The 15293-nt window shown below is 68.1% G+C and carries 7 protein-coding genes; 2 read left to right on the forward strand and 5 right to left on the reverse strand.

Annotated features, from left to right (window positions below):
• Positions 1–27: 27 nt before the first annotated feature.
• The 5 genes from BLV57_RS32830 to BLV57_RS32850 form a co-directional block, all read right to left on the reverse strand.
• Positions 28–1881: a glycoside hydrolase family 5 protein gene (locus BLV57_RS32830; protein WP_091295677.1), complete on the reverse strand. Its 1854-nt coding sequence runs from the start codon at positions 1879–1881 to the stop codon at positions 28–30.
• Between the two features lie 130 nt (positions 1882–2011).
• Positions 2012–2938, reverse strand: coding sequence for a ricin-type beta-trefoil lectin domain protein (locus BLV57_RS32835; protein WP_091295680.1), 927 nt, complete (start codon positions 2936–2938; stop codon positions 2012–2014).
• A gap of 199 nt (positions 2939–3137) precedes the next feature.
• Positions 3138–4004 carry a sugar phosphate isomerase/epimerase family protein gene (locus BLV57_RS32840; protein ID WP_218134927.1) on the reverse strand — a complete coding sequence of 289 codons (867 nt, stop codon included), beginning with the start codon at positions 4002–4004 and terminating at the stop codon, positions 3138–3140.
• A gap of 159 nt (positions 4005–4163) precedes the next feature.
• On the reverse strand, positions 4164–4679 hold the full coding sequence (locus tag BLV57_RS32845; protein WP_176968912.1) for an RICIN domain-containing protein: 516 nt from the start codon (positions 4677–4679) through the stop codon (positions 4164–4166).
• Between the two features lie 4 nt (positions 4680–4683).
• The gene (locus BLV57_RS32850) at positions 4684–10080 is read right to left on the reverse strand and encodes a sialidase family protein (RefSeq protein WP_143047203.1); all 5397 of its coding nucleotides are present in this window, start codon (positions 10078–10080) and stop codon (positions 4684–4686) included.
• A gap of 332 nt (positions 10081–10412) precedes the next feature.
• On the opposite strand from BLV57_RS32850, the gene BLV57_RS32855 reads away from it, so the two are divergent.
• A complete protein-coding gene (locus BLV57_RS32855) occupies positions 10413–10901 on the forward strand; it encodes a hypothetical protein (protein WP_091295688.1) in 489 nt (162 codons plus the stop codon).
• Between the two features lie 118 nt (positions 10902–11019).
• A complete protein-coding gene (locus BLV57_RS32860) occupies positions 11020–15270 on the forward strand; it encodes an Ig-like domain-containing protein (RefSeq protein WP_091295690.1) in 4251 nt (1416 codons plus the stop codon).
• Positions 15271–15293 lie beyond the last annotated feature (23 nt).

Raw genomic sequence — 15293 nt, forward strand, 5'->3', positions numbered from 1 at the left:
CCGGCCGGTTCTAACCGGTCAAAACACTCACGACCCGAGGGGGACGCAGAGCAGGGCGTCGGGGGTGCTGCGCGAGCCGACGCGGCCGGTGTACGCCACCCCGGCGACGTATTCGTCCACAGTGCACTGTCCCTTGTAGTTTCCGTAGGCGAACTCGCCGCCGGGCGAGCCTGCGGGCCGGTTGTCGCCGCGGTCGAACCAGACCGTGCGGCCGCCGCGTCCCAGCGGCGTCGCCGACTTTCCGCACAGTGCGGCCGAAAACGCCACGCCCTTGACGCTGTACCCGGCCAGGAAGTGACCGGGTGGGCACTGCACCTTCGTGTAGCCGCTCGCCCAGTCCCGATCCACAAAGGACTCGTCGCGAACGGTCGCGTACGCCGTCGGCGCGGCCGAGACGCTCGTGCACAGCCCGCGATTGCCGGTGTGGCTCAACCCGATGACACGCTGCCCGTCCGGGCAAGCTCCCTTGCGGGCGCCCGAATCCCAGTCCGGCAGTGCGCGAATTGCGCGCGAGGCCTGGAAGTCCCCGTAGTCCAGATTCAGCATCGACCAGCGGCTCGTGACCGGGATCTGCCCGGTCCGCGCCGGGGCGTTGACCAGGCGCCGCCAGGCCGGGGCACGCCAGTCCCCCGCGTCGTACACGCTGATCCGGCGGCCCGCCGCATCCCAAGCCAGCAGGGACCAGCCGTCGCCGGAACCGTTGGTGTGGAAGCCGACCATCGGCCAGTACGCGAAGTCGGCGTCGGTCTCCACGAGATAGTCCACGAACCGCTCGAACCAGTCGCGGGCCTTCGCGTCGGAGCTCCGCCCGGCACCGAACTCGCTGATCCACAGTGGCGCCGTGAAGTGCGCGCCGGTCTCGGCCGAGACGAAGAAAGCCTGCCGGTACAACACATCCCGCAATTCCTGCGGGCTCAGGTCTTGGTAACGCGGGTCGCTCGTCTCGCCGACACCGGTCGCGCCCGAGTGGTTCGGGCCGGTGTAGCCGTAGAAGTGCGCGGCGTAGACGAGCTTGCCGGAGTCGATGAGCGTGTGGGACAGGGTGCGCGCCGGTTCGAGGGTGGGCCTGCCGTGCGGGAAGCCGTCGACCGGGATGCCGGTCCAGTTGATGCCCTCGACGATGATCAGGAGGTCGCGGTTGGCTTCGGCGAGGATCCGGTCGCCCGCCTGCTGGCTGGCGCGCTGCCAGTCGGTGTTGTTGCCCCAGCCCCAGTTCGGGTCGTCCAGGACGTTGCGGCGGACCTCGTTGTAGAGGTCGGCGCCGACCACGCGCTTGTTGGCGGCGTAGCGGCGCGCCATGAAGACCCAGTCGTCCTGCCAGGTCCGCTCGTCCTGGCTGGTGTTCCAGCGCTCGTTGCCGTCGACGCCGCAGCACCACTTCGAGGTGGTCGTGTGGTTGTTGAGGATCACCGCGAAACCACGCGCAGTCAGCCTGTCGACGACGGCGTCATAAACCTGCAGCGGGGTCTTGCCGCGCAGGCCGGGGTTGGCGGGCAGGTCGGGCACCGGCGCGGAATCGTGGATCATCTGGTTGGAGAACGGCAGGCGCACGCTGTTGAGGCCCAGCTCGGCGAAGCCGTCGATGATGGTGTCGATCGACGCGCGGTCCAGCCCGAGCGGTGTCTCGTAGGCGATCTCGCCCGCGTGGTGGTTCGCCGGGTCCGTGGCCGAGCCCGAGCCGGTCCACGTTCCGCTGGCGCCGTGCCAGTTCCCAGCCTTGAGCTTGAACCGGGCGCCGGTCGCGTCGACGATGTAGCGGCCGCGCGTGCTCAGCGGACCCGTCCACGACGCCTCGGTGCTCTGGGATACCGCCGCGGTGGCGGGCGGGGCCGTCACGCTCACGGCCGACAGTACGACGAGTGCGACAGCCGCGATCCTCATGGCCGAACGGTAACCAGCCGGGCACAGCGCGTCCAGGCTCCGTGCCCACGCGGCCACCAACCCGGCCCGGATGGCCACCGGGGTCGTGAGTGTTCCGGCCGGTTAGAACCGGCCGGAACACTCACGAGCCCTAGGAGCCGGGCTGGACCGGTGGGAACGTCCACTTCGAGGCGTCACCGGAGCAACTGGCCGCCGACAGTGTCGTGCCCGAGGCGCGGAAGCACTTCTTGCTCGTCTGGATGTCGGAGATGGTGCTGTTGCTCAGGTTGATCGACCACTGCTGTTTCGGCCCGCCGCTGCAGGTCTGCAGTTCGATCGAGCTGCCGTTCATGCCGGCGCACCGGTCGTTGATGACCAGGAAGGCGCCGTGGAACGAGAACTTCTGCGCGGCGGCCCCGCTGCACGCGGCCAGTTTCAGCTTGGTGCCGGTGGTCGACGAGTTGTTCGGGTCCTCCAGGCAGGTGCTGGTCGACTTGTTGCGGAACGGCCCGACATAGGTGTTCGGCTTCGCGCCGCCGTAGCAGGCTCCGGTGCTGGTGTTGAAGATCGGCGTCGAGTCGTACGCCTCGTTCGGCGACGGGTCGACGACGACCGGCTCCATCACCGGGGTGCCGTCGGAGTTGTAGTGCGTGAGCGCGTCTTCGCAGTCGATCGCGTTGAACGCGCTGCCACCCTTGCCGCCCAGCCACAGGTCGATGTGCCGCAGCTTCGGGCCGCCGTTCGGGCCGTGGCCGTTCCAGTCCTGCGAACACTCTTCGCAGCTGTCTTCCATGATGAAGTACTTGCGCACCCTCGGCACCCAGACCTTGGTGCCCGCCTTGAGTTCCGAGGTGCTGGTGGCGAAGGTGATCGGGTCGGCGTAGGTGCCCTTGCCGCCCGCCGTGTCGTGGATCTTGGGGTAGGAGATGTCCCCGCCGGGCGGGGTGTTGTCCCACCAGCCGTAGAAGGTCAGGAAGGTCTGCTGGGTGGTGGCGGCTTGCGCCGTGCCGCCACCGGACAGTGCCGCCGTCGCCACGAACATCAAGCTCGCGAGCGCGACCAGCGCACGCCGGATCATGGTGCCTCCGCAGGTGAAGTGTCGGCTGGGATGACGAGCGGCGGTCGCCGCCTTCAGCATCCGACTCGATCACACCCACGTCAAGACCGTTTGTAAACTTTACTAACAAACACCCCCTTATGCCTCCCCCAGTCAAGGTTGTGAACGAGGCGTTCACAACCTTGAGCGTTGTGAGCGCCTCTTTTATTACGTTCGCTTATTACGCGGGCACCGGGCGGTGTCCGGTCGCGAGGCCGCGGCCGACGAGGTAGTCGTAGCAAGACCGGAGCAAACCGTACATTTCGTAATGCGATCTATCCATCTCGACGATATTCCACCGCACGGATCGATTGGCCTTGACCACTCCGTCGACGTCGATGACGCCTTGGCCGTACGGCACCATGTAGTCGTCCATGCCCTTCGCGGGCCCGTCCTTGATGTGGATGTACTCGAGCCGTTTGCCCAGCGAAGCGGCGACGGCCTTGGGATCGACGCCGCCGGTCTGGGCCCAGTAGGTGTCCAGCTCGATGACCACGGACGGATCGAGTTCGCTCAGCAGGATCTTGTAGGCCGAGCGCCCGTTGAACTTGTTACGGAACTCGGCGAAATGATTGTGGTAGCCGATGCGCATGCCGTACGCGGCGGCGTTGGCGACGGCCTCGTTGATCCGCGCCGCGCCGCGGCGGATTCCGTCCAGTGAGGTGAATTCCTCGGGTTCCAGGCTCCAGACGAGCGTTTTCGCGCCCAGCTCGGCGTACTGGTCGAGGATCGCCTTGGCCTCGGAGCCCGAGGGGAACGGGGCGTGCGAACTGCACAGGCCGAGGCCGAGTTCGGTGAGGCGGGCCTTGACCGCCTTCGGGGAATGGCCGTACAGCTCGTAACTCTCGATGGCCACGTACCCGATCTCGGCGACGCGGGCGAGGGTGCCCATGAGATCCTGCTCGGCCTGTTCGTGGAGTGACCACATCTGCAGTGCGATCGGCGCGGGCTCGCACCGCTTCGGGCTCGCCTGGGCCGTTCCGGGGAGCACGGCCAATGCCGCGGCCGACATCAGCATGGATCGGCGACTGAACTGCCGGACCGCCATGGGACTCCTCACGGCCGCTGGACTCGATCTTCATCGAAGCTAGCGCGGGAGGACGATCGCTGTACAGAGCGGCCCATCGATAAATGCCCACCCCCGGCTCAGGGGTCGTGAGTGTTGCGGCCGGTTCTAACCGGCCTAAACACTCACGACCCCCGGGGATCAGCCGACCACGGGTGGCGGCCAGCTGAAGAAGTTCCACTTCTGCCAGTTCACGTCGCCGCAGTCCATCTGGCGGAGATCAGCCGGTGCGACGCGGTTGTTGCCCTCGATGCTCAGGCATTTGCCGCTGTGCTGGGGATGCAGCTCGGGGCTTTGGAAGGCCCCTCGGTAGACGGGCTGCCAGCGCTGGTTCGGCGCTCCCGCGCAGGGTTGCTGCACGATGTCCTCATTGGACAGTGTGCCGCCGCCGAGCACGGTCAGGCACAGGTCGGACCCGACGGACTGGTACGAATACCAGCTGCCGCCGTGGTCGATGGTGCGCCAGGCCTGGCCGCGGGTGTTGTCGCAGACCTCGTAGCCGACGTAGGCGCCCGCGTCCTTGCTGCCCCACAACGGCACCAGGCAGCCCTTGCCGATCGTGATCACCTGCAGGTATTCGTCCGCCGCGTGGGCCGGGGTGACGGCGGCCGCCGTGAGCAGGCCGGCCGCGAGCACGGCTTGGATGAGTCTCTTCATTGCCTTACCCCTGGAGTGTCTTGAGTTTTTGCTTGGCGGTGGCGAGCGGACCGGCATAGGTGGCCGGGTCGCTTTCGGCGAGACGGGTGTAGATGTCCACCGCTTCCTTGGCCATGGCGATCGCGTCGTCGTGCTTGCCGCTCGCCTCGGCGTAGTCGACGGCCGGGGACAGCAGCCAGGCTCCGAGGTGGGCGCTGAACACCGGGCCGGACGGGGCCAGCTGGCGTGCCAGCTTGATTCCGTCGAGCACCCTGGTCAGGCCGAGCGGGTGGTCACCCTTGTTCCACGTGCGGATGCCTTGCCAGATGGTCGCGTCGGCCAGGTTGACCTTGTGCTGGAGGTTGCCGGGATCCTGCTGGATCAGCTTCTGGTAGGCCGTCATCGCCTCACCGAGCAGCGCGATGGCTTCGTCGTGCCGTCCGGTGTCCGCGAGGAAACCGCTGACCGGCGAGCGCGCCCACTGGGCGAACGCGGCGGCCGGGCCGGGGCCCGTGCTGATCAGGGGACGGGCGAGGTTGATGCCTTCGACCGAGCGGTCGCGGCCCTTGTCCTTGTCCCCCTTGTTCCAGATGCGGACGCCCTGCCAGATCGTGGCATCGGCCTGGTTGAGCTTGTACTGGACGTTCGCGGGCTCCTGCCGGATCAGGTTCTGGTACGTGGTGATGGCCTCACCGAGCACCGCGATGGCCTGGTCGTGCTGCCCCGTGTCCGCGAGGAAACCGCTGACCGGCCAGCGCGCCCACTGCGCGAACACCGCCGCCGGGCCGGGTCCCTTCGGCACCAGGGTGCGGGCGAGGTTCAGGCCCTCGACCGAACGGTCCCTGCCCTTTTCCTTGTCGCCCTTGTTCCACACCCGGACGCCCTGCCAGACCGTGGAATCGGCCTCGTTGACCTTGAACTGGACGTTCTGCGGGTCGCGCTCGGCCAGCCGCCGGTAGAGCGTGATGGACTCGTCCAGCAGCGCGATCGACTCGTCGTGGCGGCCCGCGTCGGCGAGGTAGCCACTGATCGGCGAGCGGATCCAGTCGGCGACGACCGCTTCGTAAGCGGGACTTTCGGCTGCCAGCCGGCGTGCGATCGCGAGTGCTTCCATGGCCTTCGCTATGGCCCCTTCACGGTTCGAAGCGTTCCAGAGCTTTCCGGCCTCGGTGAGCAGCGCTTCACCGGCCCGTTGCCGCGCGTCCGGCGAAAGCTGGTTGATCGGCGCCGGCGCGGTCCAGGTGATGCCGTCGGCACTGGTGGAGACGTTGACGCGCTTGCCGTCGACGCCGTCGCGCCAGATCGCCGCCAGCTGCCCGCCCACCACACCGAGCGACGGTGCGCCGATGGCGTGCGCGTCAGCGTGCAGTGCGCGCGGTGACGCCCAGGCGGCCCCGTCCGCGGTGTCGCTGACGGAAAGCCCGTCGTTCACCCCGTTGCGCCAGACGGCGAACACCTTGCCGTTGAAGACGACCGGGCTCGGCCCGCCGTCCCCGGTGGCGTTGGCGAGCACCGCCTGGTCGGTCCAGTCCAGGCCGTTGACGCTGGTCGCGGAGAACATCCGCTGGTCGGTGCCGTAGCCCTTCCACAGCTGGACCAGCTTGCCGCCCAGCGCGGTGACGCCGGGCGCGGCGCTCGTGCCGCCGTTGTTGACCGCGGGCAGCGGCCGCTTCCAGTTCTTGGCGTCATAGCTGGACGTGACGTACTTCCCGCCGTCCGTACCGGCGCCGCGGAAGACGAGCTGCAGCTTGTCACCCAGCACGGTCAGGCTGATGCCCGCCGAACCGACGGTCACCGGGACCAGCCGCGACGGCGGAGTCCACGTCTTGCCGTCCGTGCTCGTGGAGATCGCCAGTGTGCGGTCATTGTTGCCGTCGGACCACGAGAACGGCCCGCTGCGCCAGACCGCCACCAGCTTGTCCTTGAACACCACGATCGCGGGCGCGTCGCTGGAGGCGTGCGGCCCGGCGATCGTCACCGGCGGCCACCACTGCTTACCGTCCACACTGGACGCGACCAGCACCTCGTCCTGCTTTCCTTGCCAGGCGAAGAAATGCGTCTGCCCCAGCGTCGCACGCGACGAGCCGCCGACCGCGCCGACCGTCTCACCCAGCGACCCAGGCGGGACGGGAGCGGGACCGCCCGGCGACTCGACCGGGAAGTCCGGGTGCGTCGCCTTGGCTTCGATCCGCAGCGCCCGCATGAGCGCGGTGGTCGTCTGCGGGTCCTGCGCGGCGGGATTGTGCGTCAAGTCGGTCGAGTAGAATTCGATGCGCTCGCCGAACGCGGCGCGGCGCAGCCCCGCGACGGTCGCGAGGCACCTCGCCACCGGGTCCGCCGTCTTGACCTCGGCAGGCGCCGCCGTGCAGCCGGGCGCCTCGGCCTTGCTGAACACGACCTGGTCGGCCATGGCGTCCTTCTGGGCGTCCAGGTTCTGCGCCGCCTTGGCGAACAGCACGGTCAACGGGCTCGCGTCGCCGAGGATCTTGCTGGTGTTCAGCGAGGACGGGAGCGACCTGGTGCCGTACAACAGCTCCCGCAGCCGCGCGTCGGTCTGCAACGCTGTCGGGAACGCGATCTCCGAGAAGGCACGCACCAGGCGCATGTTGGTGTCGATGGCCTTCGCGGACGCGAGCTTGCCGTCGTTGAGCTGGCCCGCGACGAGCCGGTAGTACCTGGCGCGGCGCTCGATCAGCTGACGGTCGAGGAAGGGGTTGAGCCAGTCGTCGCCCCAAGAGGCCATCGGGGCGACAGGCTCGTAGCCGACCTTCGCCACCCGCTTCGCGAGTTCGTCCGGATGCAGGCTGCACCCGATCCAGCTGTCGTCGGCCCAGGACGGTTTCGCCCACGGCTCATCGTCGGGAGGAGTGCCGGGGTAGTGGCAGATCTCAACCTCGGCCTTGCCGACGACCGAGGCGACATAGGTCCGGTTCTGGCCTGGAAGCTGCGTCCAGATCTGGAATTCGACACCGAGTTCCGACATTTTGTGCGACTCGTCGGTCGTGGTCTTGTTGCAGCCCGGCGGCGGGTCGGTGCTGAACTTGCACGGGATCGTGATCGGCGTTTCGCGCCTCGTCTGGTAGGTCCAGTCCCTGCGGCTGCGCACGTCCGACCAGCAGGTGGTCAGCTTGATTTCGGGATTGAGCTGTTTCAGCAACCGCACGGTGGCAGGCAGCTTGTCGCTGGTCACGAACCCCGGCATCGGGTTGATGATCTGGTCCGGCTTAGCCTGGACACAGTTCCCGACCCCGGCGATGTCGTCCTTCATGTCTCCGTCGACGTGCTGATTGCGATCGCCCCAGAGGTTGAACCTCCGGTCCGCCGCCATCACCGTGCTGTCGCTCTCGAGCCGGATCAGTTCGTTGGCGAAGTCGGCGACCTTGGCCGCGTTGTCCGCCTGCAGGCCGCTGAACAGCGAGTTCGTCGCGACCCATTCGCCGGTCGCCGGGCGGGTGCGCGGCTGGTTGAACCGCCGCGCCGCGCCGACGAGGTCACCGCCCGCCTTGAGCATGTCGTTGACCCGCGCGACCGTCTTCTTCTCGTCGATGGTGACGAGCGGTTCCTGCGCCGCGAGCGGCCCGTTCTGGTCCATCAGGAGCGCGTAGGCACGTGCCGCGGCGGCGAACATCTCGGCGTTCGGCATGCCTTCGGCGGGATAGTCCTGCAGGTACTGCGTCCCGTAGCGGGTCGCGGCGTACTTGGCCAGGTAGTTCACCGAGGAGGCCGCGCTGTTGGTCGTCAGGATGTCGTCCGGCGCGGCGTCGGTCGCCTGGCGCATGAACACCTTGCTCCTGGCGAGCGTGTCACCGGAGGAGGAGAACTTCTCCGCGGCGTCCTTGTAGTTGTCGCCGGGCGGGCCGTACGACGGGATCGGGTGGTTCTCGCGCGTGGCGTAGTCGATGTACTTCTTGACGAACTCCTTGAACGGCAACGCCGAGGCGTCCTCGAGCGAGTCGAGGATCTGCCGGTGGTTGCTCTGCATGGTCGCGGCCAGGCCGAGGATCTCACCGTGCAGCGTCTGGATCTCCTGCGTCAGCTCGAAGTTCGACTGTCCGATCGCGACCAGCACCTGGTTGAACTTCACCATCATGTCGCCGTAGATCTTGTTCAGCGCGGCGTCGATCTGGTCGAAGCGGACGTTGACCTGCTTCTGGAACTGGGTCAGGAAATCCTTGAGCTGCGTGAAGCTTTCCCGCATCTCCTTGTGCATCGCCTGGATGGCCTGCAGCTCCGGGCTCGGCCCGCCGCCACCGCTGCCGAGCAGCGCGACCAGGGTGACGACCAGGCCGACGACCGCGCCGATGACCGTGCCGATCACCGGCACCACCGAGCCGATCGTGGCGCCCGCGCCGATGGCGGTCAGCGCGCTGATCGCGGTGATCAGCGGGACCACGTTCTTGCCGATCGCGTACAGCGTCTCGGCGAACTTCACGATGTCCTTGGAGTACCGCGAATTCAGGATCTTCGCGATGGTCGCGATGGCCATCAGGCCACCCTTGAGCTTGTCGAGGTAGCCGTCGAACTCCTTGGCACGCTCCAGGAACTCCTTCTGGGCCTGCTCGTCCGACTTGATGATCTCGCCGGTGACCGGGTCGACGTACTTCTTGACCCACTCCATCGCCTGGCCCAGCGGGGTGTTCGGCGAATTGGGGTCGCCCAGCACCTTCAGCAGCGGCTTGATCTGCTTGGTCAGCGCGTCGAGACCCTGTTTGGTGCCCTGCTTGAAGGCATCCTGGATCGCGTCGACGTCGATGACCTTCCTGATCTGCGGGAGTTTCTTGAGATCGTCGACCGGCGCGACCGGGTCGACCGCCGCGGCGTCGGCCGTCGTGGCCGTGCCCATCCGGGTCTTCCAGGTACTGTTCAGCGTGCCGTCGCGGCCCGCGGCTTCGCGCAACGCGGCCCAGACGCGGGAACCGATCTCGGAGGTCGTCGCGCTGAACTGCTGCAGCACCCCGCGCAGCGTGTCCGGGTCGCCGGAGGACTTGAGGTCGCGCGCGGTCAGCGCGCCGACCAGCCCCTTGAGCTGGGCGCCGCCCTTGTCGACCTCGGGGATGGAATACAGCGCCTCCACGGAACGGCCGAACACGTCGGGCACCGGGTCACGGTCACTGGCCGGCGCGATCGCCGTGCCGACCACCTTCTCGACGGCGGCCGCGTGCTTGTCGAGCGAGTCGGCGGAAGCGGCCGGGTTCTTGGCGCGCCAGTCCAGCAGTTCGGCGCTGAGGATCAGGTTGCGCTCGTAGACCCTGCCCGGGTCCTTCAGCTGGATCGCGGCGCTGAACAGCGCGTTCGACAGCTGCTCCGGCGGGATGCCGGGGTCGGCGGCCACCGCGGCGGGAGGCACGGCGACGAGGCCTGCCAGCACGGCCGCCGCCACGAACGGCGCGACCACGCGTCTGGCGAATCCGTTCCCCCTCATGAGCGTTCCTCGTGTCCGGTCGCACGTTCCATCACAAAAGCCCCTTGCTCGGATTTAGGCGGGTGAAGATCAAACCCGGAGCGGGAGTCTTCACAGCGGCCTCACCTCGCGCCAGGGCCATTAGTGGCGCCGATATCGGAGGATTTCGCCTGTGACCAGCGGGAAAGCGCGTAGGCGTCCGTGCGAGTGTGCCCGCAGGACCGCCCTATCGGGCACCCGATTCCCGCCGCCCGTGCACCCTGGTGATCTTGCCGACCGATAGGGCCCGGCCGGTGCCCGGATCCCCGCCCTTTCGGCCTCGCCGCGGCGGGCGCCCGTCACGCAGGCTCGGCATGATCACGTTCATCGAGCAGAAGGATGCGTTCATGCGCAGCGTCAAAGGAATCGCTCTCGCCGCCACACTCGCCGCGGGGCTGATGGCCGTGCCCGGCGCCGAGGCGATCGCCGCGGAGCCCGCCATCAAGGCGAGCGACATCAGGTTCCACACCAACGACGACGACAAGGACTACGACACCAACGTCCGCGTCGACGTCATCGACCGCTACGGCACCGTCGCCGCGCACCTCGAGGGCGTGCTCGGGTTGTTCAAGGACAACACCGACAACGGCCCGTTCTCGCTGACCGTGCAGAACCCCTCGGCGACCAAGGACACCGTCCGCGGCGGCACGCTCAAGATCCACCTGGACACCGTCGGCCGCGACGAGTGGCGGTTCAACCTGAACCTGATCGTCCGGTTCGAGGACAACTCGACGCTGGGCACCAGGGTGAACGGTATCCGGATGAGCCACAAGATCCCGGACGGCACCTGGGGCATCGGCTAAGAGCGGTGAGCGGTGTCCCGGCCCGGCCGGGACACCGGTCACTGGTGGCCGGGATACCGCTCTCGTGACACTCCGCGTGGCCCGCGCGAGGCGGGAAGAACAATCGAGGGGAACGCACGTGCGCTGGAGACATGGCCTGATCGCGGCCACCGGACAGGTTCTGGTCGCGGGACTACTGCTGAGCGGGATGGTGGCCCCGCCGGTCGCCGTCGCCGATCCCGGCGCGACGCTGGTGAGCGCCGAGGTCTTCTTCCACACCGACGACAACGACAAGGACGGCGACACCCATGTCACGGTGACCGTCCGCGACCAGGAGAACGTCGAAGCCGCGTCCGTCTCCAGTGACTTCGAACGCTTCCCCGACAACACCGACCACGGCCCCTATCCGCTGGCCGTCAAGCACGCCAGCAGCTGGGACTCGCTGCGGTTCGGTTCGACGAGCATCGTGATCGACCCGAACGGCGACGACACCTGGAAGTTCTATTTCCGGGTCACCCTCGTGTTCTCCGACGGCACGCATCTGGCGACCGAGGCGGGCGGCATCGAGATGAGCGATGAGCGCACCGAGAAGACGTGGAACATCCTGCCCCCGCTCGACGGCGAGTACGGGCGGATGGACTACAGCTGGGTCCCGCAGCCGCGCACCGTCGCCGAGTCGGCTCAGTACCTGCAGGCACGCCGGATTCCCGCGCTGCTCTGGCAGGCCTGTGCCTCGGCGGAGAACAGCGGCCGCGGCGAGGACTACATGTCCCACGTGCTCGCCGAAGCGAGCCTGCTGCGGCTGATCGAAGACCGGGCGGGCCGCGCCCAGCTGACCACGGCGATGACCGGGGCGCGGCCGATCCGTGACACCAAGAACATCTACCGGGATTGCCTCGACCACCTCGCGCCCGGCTGGCGGATGCCGGGCGCCGGCGCGAAGGACGACCTGTCGACCGGGCCCGGCTGGCAGAAGGTCATCGCCGACATGCTGAAGGTGCCCGCGTTCACGGGCAAGCCGGGCACCGACTCGGCGCCCAGCTGCCGGACCGCGGGCGGGCCGACCGATGAGTGGGACTTCACCATGTCCCTGCTGCTGCGGGTGTGGGGCTTCGTGCGCCAGGTGCCGCCGAAGGTGCTGTTCGGCACCGACGACCCGGCGAGGCTGACCCAGCTCAAGAAGGACATCTCCGAGCGGGTCTGGCTGCAGGGCGGCAAGGCGGACGTCGACGCCACCATCTGCGTCCGGCTCGGCATCGCCGTCCCGGAGACCGAGAACCACGAGTGGCTGATCAGGACCACCCGGTTCCTGCACAACGAGATGCTGGACATCCTGCCGGTGCCGGCCTCGGAACCCAAGTACGTCAAGGAATACAACGTCGACCCGAATCCCGACAACAACACCAACGGGATCTCCGGGTACATCCACGGGTTCACCGCGGACCTGCTGAAGAAGGACTGGCTCGAGTACAACTCGCGGCCGTACTCGCGGTATCAGCTGATCGGGCTGCTCAATCTGTACGAGTTCAGCGCCGATCCGAGCATCAAGCAGGACGCGATCAACCTGCTGAACTACATGTCGGTCAAGCACGCGTCGGAGTCGATGGACAACAAGCGTGACGTGCCGTTCCGGCGCAAGAAGGACAAGTCGACCGACAAGTTCTTCCAGGAGGACCCGACCGCGGCCTTCTATCAGGGCTGGGTCGGCGGCATCCCCGACGTCCCGTTCATGCCGCTCAACGTCTCCGAGGAGATGACCATCGCGGCGAGCTCGGAGTACCAGCCGCCGACCTGGGTGAGCGACCAGATGCTGAACCGCGAGCATCGCGATTTCCTGCAGTACTTCAACGGCCAGAAGCAGAAGGAGGCCGCGTACGGCGGCAAGGATTTCGTGATCTCCGGCGGCGGCGCCGACACCGACTGCCCGTATCCGGGCGGCGTCGTCAACGCCTGCGTGGGCGCGGGCAACGACCACGGCACGGTCGAGCCGATCGTCCTGCTGCCGCACCGCGTCAAGGACCAGACCGACGCGGGGCTGGTCAACGCGTGGTATCCCAGCTACAAAGACGAGATCCGGATCCCCGGCTCGGAGGTGAACACCTGCATCGCCCGGAACTTCGCCTGCGGCAAGGAACTGTCCATTCCGGACGCACTGAAGAACGGCTGCACGGTCACGACGGACATCCCCGCCGGGCCCGACCCCGCGGGTGACCCGCGCCATGCAATCGCCTTCAAAGAGATCGCGATGCGGTTCGACGCGCGGTGCGCCGGGCCGCAGTACGCGCAGGGCTGCTTCTTCGCATACACGGCCGACACCGGCCCGATGAAGTACTTCGTGACGCACACGTGTAATCCCGCCGCGCCGGTGGGGGAGACCGACACGGCGTTCAAGGCGTTCATCGAATACATGCGCACCGTCGGGCGGCCGCTGTACCGCAACTTCGCTTGCGGGACTTCAGGTAGTTACATAGAGATGATGGACGTCGTCGTGCCGCCGACGGACGTCATCGATCTGTCGGCGAAACCGCAGGGGCAACCGGCCAACGCGGTCTACAACCCGCGCTGCGGGCTGGAAACCCCGTCCTGGGACGTCGGCGGGCACGACGGCTCGGTCATGCACGGCGACCTGACGCTGTCCGGCGGCCGATACGCGATCACGACGACGACGCTGGCCACCACCGCCGATCACCGGAGCACCGCCGGTCAGCCGATCTCGCTCACCGCGGCCGTCAGCGCGCCGGGCCGCTCCGGTTTCACCGGGACGGTCACCTTCCTCGAAGGCGGGACCGTGCTCGGCACGGCGCCGGTCTCGGGTGGCCAGGCGAAACTGACGCTGGACTCACTGCCTCTCGGCACCCACCGGCTTTCGGCGGTCTACAGCGGCGACACCGTATTCGTCGCCAGCGTCGGCAAGGCCGAGCACACGGTGTCCGGCACGCTGGAGACGGCACAGGCCCTGATCGCGGAGGCGAACAGGCTGTGGGGCCAGGGCGCCCGGCCCCAGGCGACGGCCCGCGCCACGATGGCGGTCGCGATCGTCCGTGAGCTCCCGGCCTACCGCCGCCTGCAGGCGGAATGGTCGATCTACCCCGCCGCCGCGTACCTGGCGGGCACCGGCCGCTTCGACGAGGCGACCGTGCTGGGCGAGGAAGGGATCGCGCTCTATCGCCAGCTGGCCAAGGAAAACCCGGCGGACGACGAACTCGCCTACCGCGTCGGCTGGGCGTATGCGGCACTGGCCGGATCGCTCTGGAACAAGCCGGAGCTGCGGCCCAAGTCGGCCGACCTCGCGGCGGCGGGCGCCGCGGACATCCGGGCACTCGCCGCCAGGAACCCCGCGTACCGCCGTCAGCTCGCGGACGTGACCGGCTACCCGGCCAGCCCGTTCGCGGGCGCCGTCGGCCGGTTCGACGTGGCGACCACGCTGGGCGAAGAGTCGATCGCCCTGTATCGCCAGCTGGCCAAGGAAAAGCCCGCCGACGACGAACTCGCCTACCGCGTCGGCTGGGCGTCGATCACCTTGGCCGGAACCCTGTGGAACAAGCCGGAGCTGCGGCAGAAGGCGGCAGGCCTGGCCGCGGACGCCGTCGCCACCATCCGGCCGGTCGCCGCGCGGAACCCGGCGTACCGCCGCTCGCTGGCGGAGTGGGCCGCGTACCCGGCCAGCCCGTTCCTCGCCGCCGTCGGCCGCTTCGACGAAGCGACCACCTTGGGCGAGGAGGCGATCACGCTCTTCAAGCAGCTCGCCAAGGAAAGCCCCGCCGACGACGAGTTGGCCTACCGCGTCGGCTGGGCGTCGGTGACACTGGCGGGAACCTTGTGGAACAAGCCGGAGGCACGCCCGAAGGCCGCCGACCTCGCGGCCGCCGGTGTCGAGGCGGTCCGTCCGGTCGCGGCCCGCAACCCGGCGTACCGGCGCTCACTGGCGGATTGGTCGGCCTACCCGGCCAGCCCGTTCGCGGGTGCGGTCGGCCGGTTCGACAAGGCGACGGCCATGGGCGAAGAAGCGATCGCGCTGTACGAGAAGCTGGCCAAGGAGAACCCGGCCGACGACGAGGTCGCGTATCGGATCGGCTGGGCGTCGACCACGCTGGCGAACACCTTGTGGGCCAGGCCGGAGTCGCGGTCGAAGGCCGCCGACCTCGGGCTCAAGGCCGTGACCAGCCTGCGCCCGATCGCGACCAGGAACCCGGCCTACCGGGCGCAGCTCGGTGACTGGATTCTCGCGCCCGCGATCCCGTACCTGGCAGGCGTCGGCCGCAAACCCGAGGCGATCCCGCTCGCCCAGGAAGCGGTCGACCTCTTCACCGCGCTGAACCAGGCGGACCCGGCCACCTATGGGCCGAAGCTGGTCCAGGCCAAGCAAAAGCTGGCCGAGCTTCAGCAGTAAGGGCTCGTGAGTGTTGCGGCCGG

Source organism: Amycolatopsis xylanica (assembly GCF_900107045.1).
Lineage (GTDB): Bacteria > Actinomycetota > Actinomycetes > Mycobacteriales > Pseudonocardiaceae > Amycolatopsis > Amycolatopsis xylanica.